The organism is Oceanococcus sp. HetDA_MAG_MS8 (genome assembly GCA_019192445.1).
In the GTDB taxonomy this organism is placed as follows: Bacteria; Pseudomonadota; Gammaproteobacteria; order Nevskiales; family Oceanococcaceae; genus MS8.
Genome location: JAHCMK010000008.1, coordinates 43370 through 62067, shown reverse-complemented (window position 1 = coordinate 62067; position 18698 = coordinate 43370). Strand labels below are relative to the sequence as shown.

Below are 18698 nucleotides of genomic sequence, written 5' to 3'. Positions count from 1 at the left end.
GCGGAGCGGTAGTTCAGATGGTTAGAATACCGGCCTGTCACGCCGGGGGTCGCGGGTTCGAGTCCCGTCCGCTCCGCCATCTTTGGAAGAAGGCACCTTCGGGTGCCTTTTTCGTGTCTGTAGGTTGCTGTTGCAGCGCACAGGCTCCAAACAACATGAAGTAATCCATGCTGCAGTCAATTCGTGAAAAAGTGACCGGCCCTTTGGCCTGGGTCGTCGTCGGAATCATCTCGGTGCCCTTCGCCTTCTTCGGCGTGGAGGCATTTCGCAGCGGCGGGGGGCAGGACTACGCCGTTAAAGTCAATGGCGAAAAGATCAGCCGCTTCGCCATTGATAACCGTGTCGACGCGCGCTTCAACCAACTGCGCCAAATGCTCGGAGACAACTTCCGCCCGGATCTCATTAATCGGGACCAAATTCGCCAGGCGGTGACGGAGGAGCTCATCAATCAAGAGTTGATTGATCAGTATCTATCCGCCACTCGGCACAGCATTTCCGATGCTGCGGTCGCGGAATTTGTGGCATCCCAGGAGGCATTTATGGATGCCGATGGCGCCTTCTCGCCGCAACTTTACCGTGATGCACTCAGTCGCCAGGGGAGCAACCCTAGCTTGTATGAGGCGCAGGTTCGGGATTACTTATCGGCAAACCAGTTTGAAACTGCGGTGCGGGCCAGCAGCTTTGTGAGTCCACAGGAACTGGCTGCCGAGTTCGCGTTCAATGAACAGACGCGGACAATTCGCTGGCGGCGCTATGCCTTGGAACACTACGCTCAAAAAGTGACTGTTGAAGAAGAGCAGGTCCAAGAGCTTTTTGAACAGCGTCAGTCCAATTTGCGGGCTCCTGAGCGGGTCCGTGTCGATTATCTGGTGTTGGATCCCGCAGAGATCGCCGCGAATATCAGCGTTTCTGATGCGCAGATCACCGCGTACTACGCGGATAACTCCCAACGCTTTGCCACTCCAGAAACTCGTGAAGCACGACACATTCTGGTGGATTCTGAGGCGGAGGCGAATGAGCTACGGCAGAAAATTCTGGCCGGCGAGGAGTTTTCTCAGCTCGCAGCGGAGTTCAGCCAAGACCCCGGTTCAGCCGCATCTGGCGGTGATTTGGGTGTGGTTTCACGCGGCGTGATGGTCGCGCCTTTTGAAGAGGCGGTTTTCAGCCAGAACCTTGGTGATCTCAGTGCGCCCGTGGAAACTCAGTTTGGATGGCACCTTATTGAAGTGACGTCCATATCCGGCGGTGTTGTCGCTCCGTTGGAGGAGGTGCGTGATGAAGTCGTGGCTCAGCTGCGGGCTCAGGCTGCCCGTGAGTCCTTACTCGACCTTCAAGATGAGTTTGATCAACTTGTGTTCGAGAACCCCACATCCTTGGAGCCTGCAGCACAGGCCCTGAATTTGGAGCTGCAAACCAGCGCTTGGTTTACCCGCCAAGGTGGCGCGGGGATCACCGGTAATCCGTCGATCGTCGAGGCGGCCTTCAGCCCGGCTGTGCTTGAGGATGGTGATAACAGCGGCTTGTTACAGGTTGGAGAGCGCGTCGTTGCCTTACGTCTGAACGCTCGTGAGGAAGAGCGTCCGCTGCGATTAGAAGAAGTGCGTGATGATCTCACGGCGGAACTGCGCGACAAGTCGGCGCGGGAAATGCTGCGGGAGGCCGTGAATGCTGACTTGGCATCCGTACAAGAGCAGTCGTCGAATTGGGGTGAGCTTGCCAATCACGATGGTGTGACCATTCAGGATGCCCGCTCGGTTCAGCGGGACGAGCCCGGTGTAGACCGCGCTATGCTGCGTGCCGCTTTCGAGGTCGATGCTGCAGACCAGGCCACAACCTCCGTGCTGTCCAATGGTCGGGATATGGCCTTGATCCAGGTGCAAGATATTCGCGACGCCGATATCGCCCAGGCTGACGAAGCGACGGTAGAGGCACTGCGGCGCCAGCTCAATAATTCCCGCGCAGCGACGGAAATGCAGCTCGTTATCCAAAATATGCGGGCCGAAGCAGACATCGTTCGGGCTCGGGCTACGGATAGTCAGGGCAACTAAGGACAGGTCTAGGCGGTGACATAGGTCGCCGCCGGCTCTGGGGGCGGTCTGCCTGGGCAGAGCCGGTCCTTCCAGCCTGGGTTTGGTTGGCGAACGAACGAGGGGATGCTAATACGGCCGGGGGACCGGCTGCAGGCACCGGCATTGGACGGTATGCCGCATTGATGCTTTCCGCCTGTGGTGCGCGCTCCGCACGGTGCTGATGACAAGCTCACTGCGCGTCTGCAGACGCTGTAGGCAGTGTTACTCAGCCTGGTCTCTTTGCTCAGTGCTTAGCGTCTTGGCCTGCTGACAGCCTCGGGCGGCGGCTGAAGCTACGTGTTCTTGACTGTCTTCGCGGACGCCCTCGAGGCTCTGCCGGCGTGCTAGCTTGTGAGCAATAAGAATTAGGCCGCGGGCCAGCGAGCGACTTACTCCAGCGATTGCATCGCTTGAATGTGGAATCCGGCGTCGACATAGACGATATCTCCGGTCATTCCCGAGGCGAGGTCTGAGCATAAAAACGCGGCGACATTCCCGACTTCTTCAATGCTCACATTGCGGCCCAATGGGCTCGCTTCTTCGGCGCTGCTCAACATGCTGCGGAAGCCTTTGATGCCAGCGGCTGCTAATGTTTTGATGGGGCCAGCGGAGATGGCATTGACCCGTACCCCTTGCGGCCCCAGATCGGCGGCCATATAACGGACATTGGCTTCCAAGGCTGCTTTGGCTACACCCATGACGTTATAGCGTGGGATAGCGCGCTCAGCGCCAAGGTAGGTCAGGGTGAGCAACGCTGATTGCGCGCGCAACTGCGCCCTGAGGGCCTTGGCCAGCGCGGCAAAGCTGTACGCACTTATGTCGTGGGCGATCTGGAATCCCTCACGCGTCACCGAGTCCAGGTAATTGCCGGCCAATTGCTCACGCGGCGCAAAGCCAATGGAGTGAACCACGATATCCAAGCCATCAGGCCAGCACTGGGCCAGACTCTTGGCAAGGTTCTCGATGGAAGTGTCCTCACTCACATCGCATTCAAACAGGCGGTTAGCGCCGTTGGTGCGCTCGGCCACGGCTAGGGCTCGACTATGGAGTTTCTGGCCCTGATACGCGAAGGCTAGCTCGGCACCCTGATTGGCCATTGCTTCGGCGATGCCAGTCGCTATAGACCGGTCAGAGGCGATACCAGTGATGAGGGCGCGCTTTCCCGCAAGAAATCCCATGCCTGTGTCTTTGTTCTGAATTCAGCGCCCATAGTAACCTCCACGCGCACTAGGAGGCTGGCGCCATAGACCAAAGCCTGCAGCAGAGCAGGGTGATCAGTCAGCGCTATTGTCGCTGTCGTCGCTCTTCTTACCCAAACGCAGCTTTTTTCGGGGGGCTGTGTTGCCCGAGCCAAGCCCAGCATCAGCGAGTTTGGCCGCCATGAGGGTCGGTGTTGCCGGGCTGCGCACGCGACGCTTTTTCTCAATAATTTTGGCCTGGCGTTGGTTGCGCATGGCCGCTTGCTTTATTTCCTCAGCGCTTCCGGCAACCGGGCGCCCGCGCTCTTTGCTCACGCCCATTTGCGGCGCACGCGGCTTACGGCCTCCGCGTGGCGGCTTGCCGCCTTTTGCGCCTGGTTTGGCCGGGCCACGCTGTACTTTGTCTCCACGGGCAGCGCGCTTTTCTTGAATTTGATCAATCTCGGCGCGCGCATCAGCGACCATTTGGTCGGTGATCTCTTCCTCTGTGGGCTCGCCGTTCAGGTCTAGGCGCGGCTTACGTTCGGCAATCGCGTGCAAATAGCCCAGCGAATGGGCGTAATTGTTCAGAAATCGCTGAACTTCCAGTTTATGCAGCTTGCCCTCGGTGGCTTCAATCACCGCGAGGTGAATGCCTACAGTCAGCGGTTGGCGCGCACGCGACTCGGCAAAGAAGGCTTTGGGAAAAGCTTTGTACAAAAACTCTGCTACCTCAGCGGGTGGCTTGAGCTTGGCTAAACGCCGAGCGCGTTTACGTGCTGCTGCGGCACGCTGTGCCGGCGTTTTGGTCTTTTTTGGCGCAGCTTTACCACCCGTCGCTTCAGAGGCGCTGCGCTCAGAATCGGTAGTGGCCTCAGGACTGATGGTTTGACCTTCGTCGGCTTCGGCAGGGCTTGTGTCGTTCATGAACTGGCGGGTCGCGTTAGAACCTGAAGAAATGCCAGGCTACTGGGAAATTGCGGGACGAAAGCCGGGCGGTTGGCCTGGACCGCCGGGGAAAATTGGTCGGGGTGAGAGGATTTGAACCTCCGACCACCTGCACCCCATGCAGGTGCGCTACCAGGCTGCGCTACACCCCGAGCCGGTAATTATACCGTGATTTCTTGAATGATTGCTTCGATTTCTTTGCGAACGGCGCGTAATTGTTCGGCCACGCCGTGCTCAGGCTCTCGGCTATCCGCGGGCTTCGCCTGTTCGCGCAGCTGCTTACGTGCCCCACCTATCGTGAACCCTTCTTCATAAAGGAGGTTACGGATCTGACGCACGATTTCGACGTCGTGATATTTGTAGTACCGCCGGTTACCACGCCGTTTAACCGGGCGGAGCTGCGGAAACTCTTGTTCCCAGTAACGCAGGACATGCGGCTTTACATGGCAGAGGTCGCTGACTTCGCCGATAGCGAAATAGCGCTTCTCCGGTATTACTGGAAGCTCGGAAGACTGATGGTTATTCGTCTGCTGCATCCGCATCCACCCTTGCTCGCAACTTTTGTCCGGGTCGGAAGGTTACAACGCGACGGGCCGAAATGGGAATTTCTTCACCAGTTTTTGGGTTGCGCCCGGGCCTTTCGCCCTTGTCTCGCAACTCGAAATTGCCAAAACCAGAGAGTTTGACCGATTGGCCAGACTCCAAGGCCACGCGAATTTCTTCGAAGAAACGATCAACGAATTCCTTGGCCTCGCGCTTGTTCAAGCCCAATGTCTCAAAAAGCCTTTCCGCCAGGTCGAGCTTAGTCACTGCCACGATGAATTAGTCCCTCAAGCGGATGCCGTATTCCTGATCCAACCCCGACGTCAACGCCGCAATGGCTGCGTCAACTTCTCCGTCTTCCAGAGTGCGGGAAAAGTCCTGAAAAATCAAGCCAAAAGCGATGCTCCTGAAACTGTCACCAGAGCTTTCACCGCTAAATACATCGAATATCAACACATCATTCAAGGGCAGAGGGCTGTGCAAGCGCAAATAATCACGCACCGAGGCGGCCGGCAGCTCGTTTGGCACGATCAGGCTAAGATCGCGCCGAGATGCTGGAAATTGTGCCGGAGGTCCAATTCTGTGCGCCTTCGGTTGCAGGTCGTTCCAGTACAACTCCAACACAAAGGGAGCCGGGCCTGACTCGCCGCGGCGACTCCATACCGAGGGATGCAGCCGTCCAATCCAACCTAAGCTTTGATCATTCAGACGGAGCTGTGCGCATTGGCCCGGATGCAGTGCTGGGTGCTCTGTGCGCTCATAGCTGGGTTGTAGCCCTGGCGCAAAAACTTGGACGAGTTCTTCACAAAGCCCTTTGAGATCAAAGAAATCGTAGGGTTGTTGTGGTTGCGCCCAATTTTCAGGGTTTCGCTGGCCGCCCAGCATGATGGCCAGTGATTCGCGTTCGCACACGCCGCCAGTGCCATCTTTGAGGAAGATGCGGCCACATTCAAACAGGCCCAGGTCGCGGTTGGCGTGTCGCAGGTTTTGGCTGTAGATCGGCACCATGCTTGCCCACAGGCTAGGGCGCATCACGCTGAGTTGGTCGCTAATGGGATTGGCAAGTCTGAGGGCGTCGGCCTCTACTGGCATACCTAAGTCTTGGCAGGTTTGCGCTGCGGCGAAACTAAAACTGACAGTTTCATTGAGGCCACGAGCGGACAGGAACTGCCGGGCCCGCAGCAATTGTTCCCGCGGGTAAGGCAGGGGACGGAACTCGGATTGAATCCGGCAGGGCTGTCCGCCGAGGGCATCATAGCCAATGAGCCTGGCAATCTCCTCCATGAGGTCTTCTGCAATTTGCAGGTCCCGGCGCCATGTCGGCGCATGGACTTGCAGCTGCGTATCACCGGCTGGATCTACGCGGCAACCAAGGCGTTGTAACAGTTGGCTGGCCTCATCCATATCGACCTGGCTCCCCAAGATGGCGTTGGTGCGATCAAGGTCGAGCAGGATGGACTCAGGCCTTTGCGAGTCCGTCTGCACGTGGGTGATGGGACCGGCTTGGCCACCAGCAAGTGCCAATATCAACTCAGTGGCGCGCTCCAGGGCGCGCTTCGGCAATGCCGGGTCGGTGCCACGCTCGAATCGGTGCAGGGCCTCACTATGGAGTTTATGGCGCCGCCCCAGGCCGGCAACCGCTTTGGGCTGGAAGCATGCGCTTTCCAAAAACACGCGGCGCGTTGTCTTGGTCACAGCGCTGTGCAGGCCGCCCATGGCGCCAGCCAGAGCGATGGGGCCATTGTCATCACTGATCACCATATCTTGGACATTGAGACTCAGCTCACTGCCGTCCAAAATTGTCAGCTGTTCACCAGCTTGTGCGCGCCGTACTTGAATGGCACCACTGAGCTGTTCGTCATCAAAGGCGTGCAGCGGTTGGCCTAGCTCCAGCTGCACATAGTTGGTGACGTCAACAACCAGGTCTTTGGGCCGCAGTCCGGAACGGCGTAATCGCTCTTGCATCCACCAGGGTGTGGGCCGATCCATGTCTAAGCCATCGATAACTCGTCCCCAGTAACTGTCACAGAGCTGCGCATCGGCAATGCGCACGCTGCGCTCGGCATCGATGTCGATGCGGGTGTCGACCTGTGCAGGAAGAGTCAGCTCACCGAGCTGCATGGCGGCAAGCTCGCGAGCGACGCCCAGCGCCGATAAGCAGTCCCCCCGGTTGGGAGTCAGGGCAATATCGTAAATGGTGTCGGCTAAGCCCAGAGCATCGTGCAGGGGTGTGCCGGGTGAGGCGTCGATGGGAAGCTCAAAAATGCCATCCCCATCACCTTCTAAGCCAAGCTCTGTGACCGAGCAGAGCATGCCGAAGGACACTTCCCCCCGGATTTTGCTTTTCTTGATTTTGAAGTCGCCCGGTAGGCGTGTGCCAATGGTCGCCAGTGCAGTGACTAAGCCTGGGCGCGCATTGGGGGCGCCGCAGACAATCTGTAGCGGCTCTTCCGCCCCTGCATCAACCTGACAGACCTGCAGTCGGTCGGCATTGGGGTGGGGGGCGGCCTCGATAATGCGGGCGACAACAACGCCGTCCAAGGTTGGTGCGGCGGGGATCAGTTCTTCGATCTCCAGGCCAGCACTGGTCAAGACGGCAGCGGTGTGTTCCACCGACGCGCTATGAGGGCACAGCTCGCGCAGCCAAGAATCAGACAGTTTCATCGCGGACTCGTCGAAATTAGGAAAAAAAGCAACCGTGTTAGCGGGTGGGGAACTGGCGCAGGAAGCGTTGGTCGTTATCGAAGAACAAGCGCAGATCCTGAATTCCGTAATACAACATGGCCAAACGATCAATGCCGAAGCCGAAGGCATAGCCCCGCCATTGCTGCGCGTCTACGCCGGCCGCAGCGAGCACATTGGGATGAACCATGCCGCAGCCAGCCACTTCCATCCATTCTCCGGTGCCGGCAAATTCAATGTCGACTTCGGCTGAGGGTTCGGTGAAGGGGAAATAGGATGGTCTTAGTCGGAGATTCACCTCGCGCTCAAAGAACGCAGACAAGAAGGTCTGTAAGTCATGTCGCAGGTCCGCAAAGCTGACCTCCCGGTCAATGAACAAGCCTTCGATTTGGTGAAACATCGGGCTGTGGGTGCGATCAGAGTCGCAGCGGTACACGCGTCCAGGAGCGATGATGCGCACCGGCGGCTGCGCTTGCTTGAGCACGCGGATTTGCACCGGTGAGGTGTGCGTACGCAGCAGTCCTTGCTGGTCTTGCATCCAAAAGGTGTCATGCATGGCCCGTGCCGGATGTTCGGCAGGGAAGTTCAGCGCCTCAAAATTGTGAAAGTCGTCTTCAATTTCCGGGCCTTCGGCAACGCTGAAACCCGCTTGCCGGAACAGGTCTTCGATGCGCTGCGCCACAAGACGCAAGGGGTGCAGGCTGCCTTGGAACTGGCGTCGTCCAGGCAGCGTGACATCCACGGCGTCTCTACGCAGACTGGCCTCCAGGGCTGCTGTTTCCAGCTGCTCTTTGCGCTGCTCCAAGGCTTTTTGTAATGCCTGTTTCACCTGATTGAGCTCTTGGCCACGCTGTTTGCGCTGGTCGGGCGCTAAATCCTTCAGGCCCATCATTTGTTGGGTGATCAGGCCCTTGCGTCCGAGGTACTCCAGACGCAGGTCTTCCAATTGATCCAGGGTGTCTGCCTGCTGGATTTTGCTGACGGCGAGGTCAGGGTTCAATGTGCTCATGAGCGTTTGCGGGCCGAGGTTCGGGGCAAAAAAAAGCGCAGTCTAGATTCTAGACTGCGCCCAATTGAAGACCCGGTGCACTGCACCGGGTGCGCATAATGAATGCGCGAGAGCTTAAGCAGCCAGGGCGCTCTTGGCTTGCTCCACCAGGCTGGTAAAAGCGGCTTCGTCGTGTACGGCGATGTCAGCCAACACTTTACGATCCAGTTCTACACCGGCCTTCTTGAGACCGTCGATGAAGCGACTGTAGGACAGTCCTTGCGCTTTGGACGCCGCGTTGATACGTACGATCCACAGGCTGCGGAAGTCACGCTTTTTGGTGCGGCGGTCGCGGTAAGCATATTGGCCGGCTTTGAATACGGCCTGACGGGCGGTTTTATAGCTGCGACTACGGGCGCCGTAATAACCCTTAGCCGCTTTTAAAACCTTCTTATGTCTTGCTTTGGCGGTAACGCCACGTTTTACTCGTGCCATTTTTTACTCCTAAAAAATTGGGGGGGAAGGGAACGGTCGGGCAATGGCAGCGCGCCGACGCGTGTCCGAGGTCAGCCTTTAGCTGTAGGGCAGCATCCGGGCGACCGATTCGACATCACACTTAGCGACCATTGCATTCTTGTTCAGGTCGCGCACGCGTTTGCGTGGCTTCTTGGTCAAGATGTGACGCTTATGTGACTGCGAACGTTTGAAACCGCCACTAGCGGTCCGCTTGAAGCGCTTTGCGGCGCCTCGGTTAGTTTTGATCTTAGGCATTGTGAACTCGTTTACGGCGAATTTAATGAGATAAAACCGTTAAGGCCGGTTTTACTTCTTCTTAGGGGCCATCACCATGATCATTTGGCGGCCTTCCAGTTTGGGCATCTGCTCGACCTGAGCAAGCTCGGACAAATCATCGCGAACACGCATGAGCAACTCCATTCCGCGTTGCTGATGCGCCATTTCCCGCCCACGAAAACGTAGGGTGACTTTGATTTTGTCGCCTTCCTCAAGAAACTCCACTAGCCGCCGCATCTTGGTGTCATAGTCACCTTGCTCGGTATTCGGCCGGAATTTAATTTCCTTGAGCTGAGTCTGCTTTTGTTTGCGCTTGGCGGCCTGCTGTGCCTTGTTCTTTTGGAATACGAACTTGCCGTAATCCATCATTTTGCACACCGGCGGTCGCGCTTGCGGCGAGACTTCCACGAGATCCATGCCCGCGTCGCGAGCGGCTTCGATAGCTTTGAAGGTCGGCATGACGCCGAGCTGTTCTCCTTCGCTGTCGATCACCCGCACTTCACGTGCGGTAATCTCGTCATTACGGCGAGTTTCCTTGTCCTTGCTAATCCTGGTACTTCCTTCAGCCCAACAAAAAGACGGCCATCACGCCATGCTCAGGAGCGAACGTGGGCGATGAGGTCGGGAACCGTCATCACTCCAAGGTTGGATCCATCGCGTGCACGCACAGCCACGGTGTTGTTTTCAGCTTCTCGATCGCCAATAACCGCCACCAAGGGGACCTTGGCCATCGAAAGCTCGCGGATTTTAAGGTTTATCTTCTCGTTCCTCAAGTCTGCCTCTGCCCGCAAGCCAGCTTCGCGCAATTGTTCCACGACCTTTTGAGCCTGTTCATCGACTCGGTTGGTAATGCTAGCAACCACGATTTGGACCGGTGCCAACCATGTGGGCAGGGCTCCGGCATGTTGTTCAATCAAAATGCCGATGAAGCGCTCCAAGGACCCCAGGATGGCGCGGTGAATCATCACCGGCACTTTGCGCTCGCCATTCGCGTCCACATATTGCGCAGCCAAGCGCTGTGGCATGGAGAAGTCCAGTTGCACAGTTCCACACTGCCAAGCACGGCCCAAGCAGTCATGCAGAGTGAATTCAATCTTCGGGCCGTAGAAAGCTCCTTCACCAGGTTGCAGTACGTAGTCGTGACCGCTGTCTTTGAGGCAATGCTCCAGGGCCGCTTCGGCCTCATCCCAGAGGCTTTCTTCGCCAACACGCATTTCAGGGCGCGTGGATAAGGCCAGGGTGACGTCTTCGAAACCAAACTGCTCGTACACCTCGAAGGTCAGTTTGAGTAGAGCCGTGACTTCTTCCGCGATTTGCTCGCGGGTGCAAAAAATATGGGCGTCGTCCTGAGTAAATCCGCGGACCCGCATCAACCCATGCAGGGCTCCGGAGAACTCATTGCGGTGACAGCAACCAAACTCGGCCATGCGCAAGGGCAGGTCACGATAGCTTTTGAGCCCCTGATTGAAAATTTGCACATGCGCCGGGCAGTTCATCGGTTTGACCGCGTAAGTGCGGTCCTCTGACTGGGTTAAGAACATGTGCTCGGCATATTTATCCATATGCCCAGAGCGTTCCCACAAGACCTTATCGATGATCTGTGGCGTACGCACTTCTTGATAGCCGGCTTTATCCAGTCGGTCTCGAATAAAGTCTTCGATCACCCGGTAAATACGCCAGCCATGGTCATGCCAGAACACCATTCCGGGTGCTTCTTCTTGAAAGTGGAAGAAGTCCAGACGTTTGCCTAAAACCCGATGATCGCGTTTGGAGGCCTCTTCAAGGCGTTTGAGGTAGGCCTTGAGTTGTTTCTTATCCGGCCAGGCGGTGCCATAAATCCGCTGTAGCTGCTGATTGTCGGTGTTGCCACGCCAGTAAGCACCGGCAACTTTGGTGAGCTTAAACGCACCCAGCTTCCCGGTGCTGGGAACATGGGGGCCTCGGCAAAGGTCCACAAAATCGGCCTGCCGGTAAAGGCTGATGTCCTCGTCGGTCGGAATATCCGCAATGATTTGGGCTTTGAACTCTTCGCCCATGTTGCGGAAGTAATCCACAGCCTCCGCGCGTGGCATCACTTCACGTTGTACGCCATGGTCGGCGCTGGCCAATTCCTGCATCCGCGTTTCGATGGCGCTCAGGTCTTCGGGCGTGAAGGGCTTCTCGGCGGCGAAGTCGTAATAAAAGCCATCGTCGATCACCGGACCGATCGTGACCTGGGTCTGCGGATAAAGCTGCTTCACGGCATGCGCAAGCAGGTGCGCTGTGGAGTGGCGAATGACCTCCAACCCCTCGGGGTCGCGTCCGGTCACGATAGCCACAGCGCTATCTTTGTGGATGGGGGTACTGAGGTCGACTAAGCGGCCGTCGATACGGCCGGCGAGGGCGGCCTTGGCCAAGCCTGGGCCAATGTCGGCCGCAATATCGGCAATAGTGACCGGGGCTTGGAATTGTCGTTCGGAGCCGTCAGGGAGGGTAATGGTGATCATGGTGTCCAGACAGTGGCGATCGCTACCAATGACCGCATGTGAATGAAGGCCGCGAAGCATAGGTGCTGCGGGGGCTGGCTTCAAGTGAGGCACTCGTTTGTGCGCTGCCTTCGCGTCATCTGCTGCACTTGATTTGCCCAGCGAGGCGGTGGCTTAGGCTGGCAGATGCTTATTCCTGGGAGGCAGGCTCGGCTAAGGTGGGGATGCTGTCTAATAGGGCGCTGGCGGCGCTATGGCGCTGCTCTGGGCTCTTCATGTCGGCAATGCGCTGCACCGTGTCGGCCTCCAGGTGGGGGGCGAAACGCTGGATGAAATCATAGTGAAAGCCGCGCAACAGGGCGCCATGGCGAAAACCAATATGCGTCGTGCTGGGCGCAAAGAGGTGCGAGGCGTCTAAGGCCACCAAATCCTGATCCTGGTCGGGGTCGTAGGCCATCGCTGCGACGATGCCTACTCCCAGCCCCAGACGTACATAGGTTTTGATCACATCGGCGTCGACTGCAGTGAGCACCACTTCCGGAGCGAGGCCGCGCGCCGCAAAGGCCTGGTCCAGCATGGAGCGGCCGGTAAAGCCAAAGGTGTAGGTCACGATAGGCTCGGCTGCCAGGGCCCGCAATTCCACCGGGTGTTTGCTGGCCAGGGGATGGCCTTGGGGGACGAGCACGCAGCGATTCCAGCGATAACACGGCAGCATCACCAGCTCATCAAAGTGGCGAATGGCTTCGGTGGCAATTGCGAAATCGGCTTCACCGCTGGCGGCCATGCGCGCGATCTGCGGTGGCGAGCCCTGATGCAGATGCAAACTGACCTGGGGCCAGCGCTTGCGAAAGCCCTCCACGACGGTGGGCAGGGCGTAACGAGCCTGCGTGTGGGTGGTGGCGATGCTCAGCTGACCGCGGTCAGCGCTACGGTAGTCTTCGGCCACGCGGCTGATATTGCGCATATCGCTGACCACACGCTCAGCGATACGCAGAATGTCTTGGCCGGCTGCGGTGAGCCCGGTCAGGTGCTTGCCGTTGCGGTGAAAAACGGGGATGCCGAGTTCATCTTCCAAATTGCGAATCTGTTTGGAGATCCCCGGCTGGGCCGTGTACAGGGCGTCCGCAGCTTTGGAAATGTTGAAGTCATGCTGAACCACCGCACGCAGTAGCTCTAGTTGGCGCAATTTCATAAGCAGCCAAATCTCTTGGTTGAGCTCATCAGGCTTCATAATAGTCCGGAATGAAAGGCGCGGGTTTTTAGTGGCTTGGAGGTATATCGATGGAGTTCTTCCCCCTGTTTTTGCGCTTGCATGGACGGCCAGTGCTGTTGGTCGGTGGTGGCGAGGTAGCCGTCCGTAAAGCGCGTCTGTTGCTCAAAGCTGGGGCGCAGATACATGTGGTCAGTCCGCAATTGGCTCCTGAACTTGAAGCGGCTCTGGAGCAGGGCCAAATCATGCATCGCCGCGGCGTGTACGCCCCTGCAGACCTGCACGCTCAGCGCTGGCGCTTGATCATTGCTGCCACCGACTCCGACAGCCTGAATGCGAAAATTGCGCGGGAGGCGGATGCCTTAGGAATTTGGGTCAATGTGGTGGATGACCCGGAAAGGTGTACAGCGATTACTCCAGCCATGATCGATCGATCGCCGCTGGTGGTAGCGCTATCGAGTGGTGGCGCGGGTCCAGTGCTGATTCGACAGTTGCGTGAGCGCTGGGAAAAAGAGCTCAGTCCGGGCTTAGGGGGCGTCCTCCGTTGGGCAGAGGCTTGGCGCCCTCGGGTGCGAGCGGCCCTTGAGGATGGCAAGCAGCGTTTGCGCTTGTGGGAGCAGGTCTTTAGCAGTGCCGTCGTCCAAGCCGTCGAGGGTGGGCAAACCCAAGCGGCGGATGAGGAGATGCAGCGTCTACTGGAGCAGTTGCAAAGGCCAGCCCAAGGGCGAGTGTGGCTGGTCGGTGCAGGCCCTGGCGACCCAGATCTGCTCACGCTGAAGGCCTTGCGATGTATGCAGCAAGCCGATGTGGTGGTGCATGACCGCCTCTTGGGCGAGGGGATTCTCGATTTGGTGCGGCGGGACGCTGACCGTATTGATGCTGGCAAGCGGCGGAGCCGTCATACCCTCCCGCAGGAGACGATCAACGCACTGCTCGTTCGGTTGGCCAAGGAAGGCAAGCGGGTGGTGCGCTTGAAAGGGGGCGACCCCTTTGTCTTTGGCCGGGGGGGGGAGGAAATGACCGAGTTGATGGCGGCAGGCGTGCCATTCGAAGTGGTGCCCGGCATTACGGCAGCTAGCGGGGCCAGCGCTTATTGCGGCATCCCTTTAACCCATCGCGACCATGCACAGTCCTGCATCTTTGTCACAGGCCACCCCCGTCAAAATGGGCAGCTCGACCTGCCCTGGTCCACGCTGGCGCGTGCCGGGCAGACGGTGGTTGTGTATATGACCTTGACCCGGCTAGACGATATTTGCTCCGCGATCATCGAGGCCGGAGCGCCAGCCGACCGCCCTGTGGCTTTGATCGAAAAAGCATCTCAGGCAGGTCAATACACTCGTGTGGCTACTTTGGGCAACTTGCCGAGTATGGTCGCGGCACAAAGTATTGAGGGGCCTGCGATTCTCGTGATTGGCGACGTCGTTGGCTTGCGCCGGGACCTTGCCTGGCGGGCTGAGGACCCTGCGGCAGATGACCGCCGCGAAGCCAGTACTGCAATGAAACTCTAATCGCTGATCTGAGCTGGCGTGATGTTATGCGTCTCCAGCTCATAGCCGCGGTCGCGATAGAACTTATAACGTTCTCGGGCCGCTTGCTTGAGCTGCTCTTCACCGGCCACGATCTCCAAACACCGCTGAAAGCTAGCAAAGAAGGCGGGTGGCTCGGAGTACTCCGCTGCGGCCCAGATCAACACGGTTTGCCGCTGAGGATTGAGCGGTTCTGCCGAGCACAGAATGATGGGGGCATCGCCGACCGATTGTCGCTCTTGTTCGTGCGCCACAAAACTACCCTGAGAGTAGGTCCATAGGCGTCGATCCAGGCTATCTAACGCGGCTGTGTCCGGTGCCCAGACTGTGCATTGTTGCCCTTGCCGCTGAATTTTATCGAGCAGGCGGCAGATCCAAAGCTCGGTGTCTGCCGCCTGTTCGTGCACATAAAATGTGATGCGTGTCACTGCTGACTTCAGTCGTTGTTGGCTTAGGCGGTTTGATTCAACAGCCATTGCACCAGCAGCGACACAGGACGCCCGCTGGCCAACTTGTCGGAGTTCCAGGCAACCCCGGCAATATCGATGTGCGCCCAGGTGGACTTGCGCGTAAAGCGGTGCAGGAAGCTCGCAGCGGTGATGGCGCCGCCGCCAGGGCCGCCAACATTTTGCATATCTGCTACCGGGCTCTTGAGCTGCTCTTGGTAGTCCTCCCACAAGGGAAGTTGCCAGCCGCGATCTCCCGCGGTTTCGCCGGCGGCCAGCAAGGCATCAGCAAGGGCTTGGTCGTTAGCAAACACACCAGCGGCCTTATCGCCTAGGGCGACGACGCAGGCGCCCGTCAAGGTGGCCAAGTCGACGATGGTGCTGGGTTTGTACTCTTGCTGCACCCAAGTCAGGGCATCGCAGAGGATCAAACGGCCTTCGGCATCGGTATTGATGACCTCAATAGTTTGCCCGGACATGCTCGTGACGATATCGCCGGGTTTGTTGGCCGCGCCGTCGGGTAAGTTTTCCGAGGAGGGCACAACGGCGACGATATTCAGCGGCAGCTTCATTTCAGCCACCGCGCGCATCGTGCCCAGCACGGTGCCGCCGCCCATCATGTCGAACTTCATTTCTTCCATTTTGGCAGCGGGTTTCAGGCTAATGCCGCCAGCATCGAAGGTGAGGCCTTTGCCCACCAGGGCCACCGGCTTTTCCCCTTTCTTTCCGCCATTCCACTCCAAAACAATGAGTTTGGCCTCCTCGCGGCTGCCGCGAGACACTGATAACAGGGCGCCCATACCCAGCTCAGCCATCTCAGCTTCACCCAGGGCTTTGAATTTCAGCCCCTTGTATTCGCTGGCCATCTCTTTGGCCGTGTTGGCGAGATCCGTGGGGGTGCACCAGTTGCCCGGACGGTTGCCGAGGTCGCAGGCCAGCGCCAGTCCATTGACCACAGCTTGACCTTGTTGCAGCGCCGTGCGCGCTTGGGCGGCTGGTAAATCAGCAGGGCTCAGAAAGGCGAGGCTGGTGAGGGCGCGCTTGTCGGCCTTCTCGCTTTTGCATTCGGTGAAGCGGTAACAACTTTGGCCAGCGCTGCTGATAGCGCGGCGCAGACTGGTGGCGGCGTCGACGTCGAGTGGCAGGGCACTCAAGCTAATGACAAGACGCTTGTTGCCCAAGCTCAGCGCCGCTTTGGTGGTGGCGCGAATGGCTTTATCCCTGGCGTCGATGTCGTCCGCCTTGTCGCCAAGCCCCACCAAGATGAGACGGCCTGGGCCGACGTCGGGTGGCAGCATCATGGTGCACAGCTGTCCTGGCTTGGACTTGGCGTCGCCCGCGGCAATGGCTGATTTTGCGGCGTCGACGATGGCGGGCGGTAGGTGATCAGCCAGCGCAGGCTGCTTGCCGACCACTCCCAAAACCAGGGTGTCGTTGGCGGCCAGGGCATCGAGTTGACTGAGCAAGGCATACTTCATAGTGGTTCTCTTCTCCAACCCGCTTTGCACGGGTTTATCCAGCACATTGAATCAGCCCGTCAGGATACAAGGTTTGCCGCGGTCGACCAATGCTCGGCCTCGCTGTAGGAGCGGTGTATGAACGCATTGCTGCAGCGGTATTTGTTTCGCGAAGCTGCGCGCACTTGGGTGGCGGTGACCATCGTGCTGCTTGCCATCATGTTGGCGACGCGTTTGGCGCGATTCCTGAGCGAAGCGGCGAAGGGCAATATTGATCCCTCGCTGCTCTTGGTGTTGGTCGGGTTATCCAGCCTGCGTTACCTCACCATTTTGATTCCGGTGTCCTTGCTGATCAGCGTGATGCTCACTTTAGGCAAGCTCTACCAAGACAACGAGGTGGCAGCGATGCAGGCCGGAGGTTTGGGTTTGGGCGGACTGTACCGTCCATTCTTGCGCCTCGGCTTGATGCTCGCCCTTCTCGGTGCCCTGCTAAGCCTGTGGTGGAGTCCTTTGGCTGGGAGAACGGCCGACTTTTTGGTGAAAGAGGCAGCCAGTCGAATGACCTTTGGCCTGCTAGAGCCCGGCCGTTTTCGCACCCTGCCGGACGGGCGAGGCACCCTCTATATTGAGGATTATGCCGACGATGACGGACGCCTCAAGCAAGTATTTGCCCAGGTGCGGGATAGCGCCGGAGACAGCATCGTGTTGGCCCGCGAGGGGGCGCTGAGTACCGATGAGCAAGGCCGCTACCAGCTTTTATTGCAGCAGGGTAGTCGATTCGAGCGCGACGCCATACGCGGGGACATTCGTATGATGGATTTCGCACGGCATGGCGTATCGATCATGCCGCCCGCGTTTGTTTACAGCTTATCCAAGACCTCACTGAAGCCATCACTGGAGTTATGGCACAGCGCTCAGCCAGAAGATCGTGCGGAGCTGCACTGGCGCTTGGCGACGCCACTGTCGACCTGGCTTTTGGTGCTCCTTGCCGTGCCGCTGGCGCGCACCTCCAGTCGTGGGGGGCGTTATGGGCGGCTGGGCTGGGGAATACTGGGCTTCATCATTTACTTCAATACTCTTGGTGTGGGTCAAGCGTGGCTGGAGGCGGGACAGCTGCCGTCGAGCTTTGGACTGTGGTGGGTCCATGCCATCGTCGCGGCTGTCGGCTGCGCTATGTGGCTGCGCGCAGGCCGCTATCGCCAGCGCCTGCGGCGGGGCTTGCTATGAGATTGTCGCTACTCGACAGGCATCTGGCCGTTGCGGTCCTGACAGCGACATTGGCCACAGCCATGGTGCTGTTGGCACTGGTCGGTTTTGTGAGCTTTGTGGAAGAGCTAGATTGGGCGCGGCGACACGACCGCGGAGCTGATGCTGCCATGCTTCTCACGTTGTATAAGTTGCCGGAGCTGGCCTTCGAGATGTTTCCCATCATGGTGCTGCTCGGTGCAATTTTGGGCCTCGGCGGTTTGGCTGCTGCTGGAGAGTTGGTTGTCATGCAGGCAGCAGGCATGCCGGTATGGCGTATGGCGCTATCGGTGGCCGTGGTGGGGCTGCTGCTGGGAAGTGCCGCATTACTCTTAGGGGATCGCGCCGTTCCCTGGGCGAAAACGGCGGCGGCAGCGGTGAAGCATGGGGCGACAGAACGTAACCAATCCGTACCGGAGCTTTGGCTGCGCGAGGGAACACGGTTTGTTCACGTGGCTGAGGTCCACAGTCCCACCCAATTGGAGCAGCTACGCATCTTTGAAATGAGCGCTAGAGGTGACCGCCTGTTAGGGGTAGAAACCATCAGCCGGGCTGACTTTGTTGATGGTCAATGGCAGGGGCAGGCATGGCAAAAGGACCATGTGGGCCAGGGCAGCCTGGATCGACGCCAACAGTCGCTGCGTGATCTTAGTTTGCAGTTCGAGCCCGAGGTTTTGCGACTCTTCTTGCTCCAGGCCGATGCCCTCTCCCTGCCGGGTCTACGTCGTTATATCGATTACCTGGAGCGGAACAAACTCGACTCCCATCGCCCGCGATTGGAGTTTTGGCGCAAGCTCGCAGCTCCTCTCAGCGTGGTCGCGATGATGCTGTTGGCCGTGCCCTTTGTGCTTGGGCCACTGCGTGACACCGGCGCCGGCCAGCGCCTATTTATTGGTGTATTAATTGGCATCGGCTTCTACGTCGTCAACGAGACGGCTGTGAGTTTGGGGGCCGTGTATCGGTGGTCGCCTGTTGTGGCGGCGTTCGCGCCGGCTCTCCTGCTGATGTTGATCGCTGGCTGGCGGCTGCGCTCGTTCCGCTTGGGTTAAGCGGCCTCTGCTTCGGTCTTCGCCGAGAATTTCGACCTGGCGAAGCTGGTCGGGGTATAGTGCTAAGCCTGTTCGGGCCGCCTTGGTTGCGGCCTTACCT

General features: G+C 58.5%; 17 protein-coding genes and 2 tRNA genes. 5 read left to right on the top strand and 14 right to left on the bottom strand.

The features are described from left to right. The first annotated feature begins 2 nt into the window (after nucleotides 1-2). Both KI787_13140 and KI787_13135 read left to right on the top strand, forming a co-directional pair. Nucleotides 3-79, top strand: a tRNA-Asp gene (locus KI787_13140). Nucleotides 80-167: 88 nt separating this feature from the next. After that, complete coding sequence (locus KI787_13135; GenBank protein MBV6630898.1) at nucleotides 168-2048, top strand: SurA N-terminal domain-containing protein; 1881 nt, start codon at nucleotides 168-170, stop codon at nucleotides 2046-2048. Nucleotides 2049-2458: 410 nt separating this feature from the next. On the opposite strand, the gene KI787_13130 is transcribed toward KI787_13135, so the two are convergent. The 12 genes from KI787_13130 to cysB form a co-directional block, all read right to left on the bottom strand. Beyond that, a complete protein-coding gene (locus KI787_13130) occupies nucleotides 2459-3247 on the bottom strand; it encodes an enoyl-ACP reductase (GenBank protein MBV6630897.1) in 789 nt (262 codons plus the stop codon). A 96-nt stretch (nucleotides 3248-3343) separates the two neighbouring features. Further along, the gene (locus KI787_13125) at nucleotides 3344-4174 is read right to left on the bottom strand and encodes a ProQ/FinO family protein (protein MBV6630896.1); all 831 of its coding nucleotides are present in this window, start codon (nucleotides 4172-4174) and stop codon (nucleotides 3344-3346) included. A 96-nt stretch (nucleotides 4175-4270) separates the two neighbouring features. Further along, nucleotides 4271-4347: transfer RNA gene (locus KI787_13120), tRNA-Pro, on the bottom strand. Nucleotides 4348-4356: 9 nt separating this feature from the next. Next, entirely contained in the window at nucleotides 4357-4731 is a 375-nt protein-coding gene (locus KI787_13115) for a MerR family transcriptional regulator (protein MBV6630895.1), read from the bottom strand. Beyond that, nucleotides 4715-5011 carry an integration host factor subunit alpha gene (locus tag KI787_13110; GenBank protein ID MBV6630894.1) on the bottom strand — a complete coding sequence of 99 codons (297 nt, stop codon included), beginning with the start codon at nucleotides 5009-5011 and terminating at the stop codon, nucleotides 4715-4717. The genes KI787_13115 and KI787_13110 overlap by 17 nt, the downstream gene beginning before the upstream one ends. A 6-nt stretch (nucleotides 5012-5017) precedes the next feature. After that, nucleotides 5018-7402, bottom strand: coding sequence for a phenylalanine--tRNA ligase subunit beta (pheT, locus tag KI787_13105; protein MBV6630893.1), 2385 nt, complete (start codon nucleotides 7400-7402; stop codon nucleotides 5018-5020). A 37-nt stretch (nucleotides 7403-7439) separates the two neighbouring features. Next, a complete protein-coding gene (gene pheS, locus KI787_13100; protein ID MBV6630892.1) occupies nucleotides 7440-8429 on the bottom strand; it encodes a phenylalanine--tRNA ligase subunit alpha in 990 nt (329 codons plus the stop codon). A 114-nt stretch (nucleotides 8430-8543) separates the two neighbouring features. After that, nucleotides 8544-8903: a 50S ribosomal protein L20 gene (rplT, locus tag KI787_13095; GenBank protein ID MBV6630891.1), complete on the bottom strand. Its 360-nt coding sequence runs from the start codon at nucleotides 8901-8903 to the stop codon at nucleotides 8544-8546. A 78-nt stretch (nucleotides 8904-8981) separates the two neighbouring features. Further along, nucleotides 8982-9179, bottom strand: a complete 198-nt coding sequence (rpmI, locus tag KI787_13090) for a 50S ribosomal protein L35 (GenBank protein MBV6630890.1) — start codon at nucleotides 9177-9179, stop codon at nucleotides 8982-8984. Between the two features lie 51 nt (nucleotides 9180-9230). Further along, entirely contained in the window at nucleotides 9231-9749 is a 519-nt protein-coding gene (infC, locus tag KI787_13085; GenBank protein ID MBV6630889.1) for a translation initiation factor IF-3, read from the bottom strand. Between the two features lie 47 nt (nucleotides 9750-9796). Then, nucleotides 9797-11686, bottom strand: coding sequence for a threonine--tRNA ligase (thrS, locus tag KI787_13080; GenBank protein MBV6630888.1), 1890 nt, complete (start codon nucleotides 11684-11686; stop codon nucleotides 9797-9799). 169 nt (nucleotides 11687-11855) lie between these two features. Further along, nucleotides 11856-12857 (bottom strand): HTH-type transcriptional regulator CysB, encoded by a 1002-nt coding sequence (cysB, locus tag KI787_13075; GenBank protein MBV6630887.1) that lies wholly within the window; start codon nucleotides 12855-12857, stop codon nucleotides 11856-11858. Between the two features lie 89 nt (nucleotides 12858-12946). Here cysB and cysG point away from each other — a divergent pair, with 89 nt between their 5' ends. Further along, on the top strand, nucleotides 12947-14383 hold the full coding sequence (cysG, locus tag KI787_13070) for a siroheme synthase CysG (protein MBV6630886.1): 1437 nt from the start codon (nucleotides 12947-12949) through the stop codon (nucleotides 14381-14383). On the opposite strand, the gene KI787_13065 is transcribed toward cysG, so the two are convergent. Further along, nucleotides 14380-14829, bottom strand: coding sequence for a DNA polymerase III subunit chi (locus tag KI787_13065; GenBank protein ID MBV6630885.1), 450 nt, complete (start codon nucleotides 14827-14829; stop codon nucleotides 14380-14382). The two genes, cysG and KI787_13065, sit on opposite strands and share 4 nt — an antisense overlap. A gap of 23 nt (nucleotides 14830-14852) precedes the next feature. Next, a complete protein-coding gene (locus tag KI787_13060; GenBank protein MBV6630884.1) occupies nucleotides 14853-16325 on the bottom strand; it encodes a leucyl aminopeptidase in 1473 nt (490 codons plus the stop codon). A gap of 117 nt (nucleotides 16326-16442) precedes the next feature. On the opposite strand from KI787_13060, the gene lptF reads away from it, so the two are divergent. Both lptF and lptG read left to right on the top strand, forming a co-directional pair. After that, nucleotides 16443-17531, top strand: coding sequence for an LPS export ABC transporter permease LptF (gene lptF, locus KI787_13055; protein ID MBV6630883.1), 1089 nt, complete (start codon nucleotides 16443-16445; stop codon nucleotides 17529-17531). Beyond that, complete coding sequence (gene lptG / locus KI787_13050; protein ID MBV6630882.1) at nucleotides 17528-18598, top strand: LPS export ABC transporter permease LptG; 1071 nt, start codon at nucleotides 17528-17530, stop codon at nucleotides 18596-18598. Before lptF ends, lptG begins: the two co-directional genes overlap by 4 nt. Nucleotides 18599-18698 lie beyond the last annotated feature (100 nt).

Bases quoted from the DNA above. Each gene is read 5' to 3' on its own strand.
- KI787_13135 (MBV6630898.1), top strand. From the start codon at position 168: ATGCTGCAGTCAATTCGTGAAAAAGTGACCGGCCCTTTGGCCTGGGTC.
- KI787_13130 (MBV6630897.1), bottom strand. From the start codon at position 3,247: ATGGGATTTCTTGCGGGAAAGCGCGCCCTCATCACTGGTATCGCCTCT.
- KI787_13125 (MBV6630896.1), bottom strand. From the start codon at position 4,174: ATGAACGACACAAGCCCTGCCGAAGCCGACGAAGGTCAAACCATCAGT.
- KI787_13115 (MBV6630895.1), bottom strand. From the start codon at position 4,731: ATGCAGCAGACGAATAACCATCAGTCTTCCGAGCTTCCAGTAATACCG.
- pheT (MBV6630893.1), bottom strand. From the start codon at position 7,402: ATGAAACTGTCTGATTCTTGGCTGCGCGAGCTGTGCCCTCATAGCGCG.
- pheS (MBV6630892.1), bottom strand. From the start codon at position 8,429: ATGAGCACATTGAACCCTGACCTCGCCGTCAGCAAAATCCAGCAGGCA.
- rplT (MBV6630891.1), bottom strand. From the start codon at position 8,903: ATGGCACGAGTAAAACGTGGCGTTACCGCCAAAGCAAGACATAAGAAG.
- rpmI (MBV6630890.1), bottom strand. From the start codon at position 9,179: ATGCCTAAGATCAAAACTAACCGAGGCGCCGCAAAGCGCTTCAAGCGG.
- thrS (MBV6630888.1), bottom strand. From the start codon at position 11,686: ATGATCACCATTACCCTCCCTGACGGCTCCGAACGACAATTCCAAGCC.
- cysB (MBV6630887.1), bottom strand. From the start codon at position 12,857: ATGAAATTGCGCCAACTAGAGCTACTGCGTGCGGTGGTTCAGCATGAC.
- cysG (MBV6630886.1), top strand. From the start codon at position 12,947: ATGGAGTTCTTCCCCCTGTTTTTGCGCTTGCATGGACGGCCAGTGCTG.
- KI787_13060 (MBV6630884.1), bottom strand. From the start codon at position 16,325: ATGAAGTATGCCTTGCTCAGTCAACTCGATGCCCTGGCCGCCAACGAC.
- lptF (MBV6630883.1), top strand. From the start codon at position 16,443: ATGAACGCATTGCTGCAGCGGTATTTGTTTCGCGAAGCTGCGCGCACT.
- lptG (MBV6630882.1), top strand. From the start codon at position 17,528: ATGAGATTGTCGCTACTCGACAGGCATCTGGCCGTTGCGGTCCTGACA.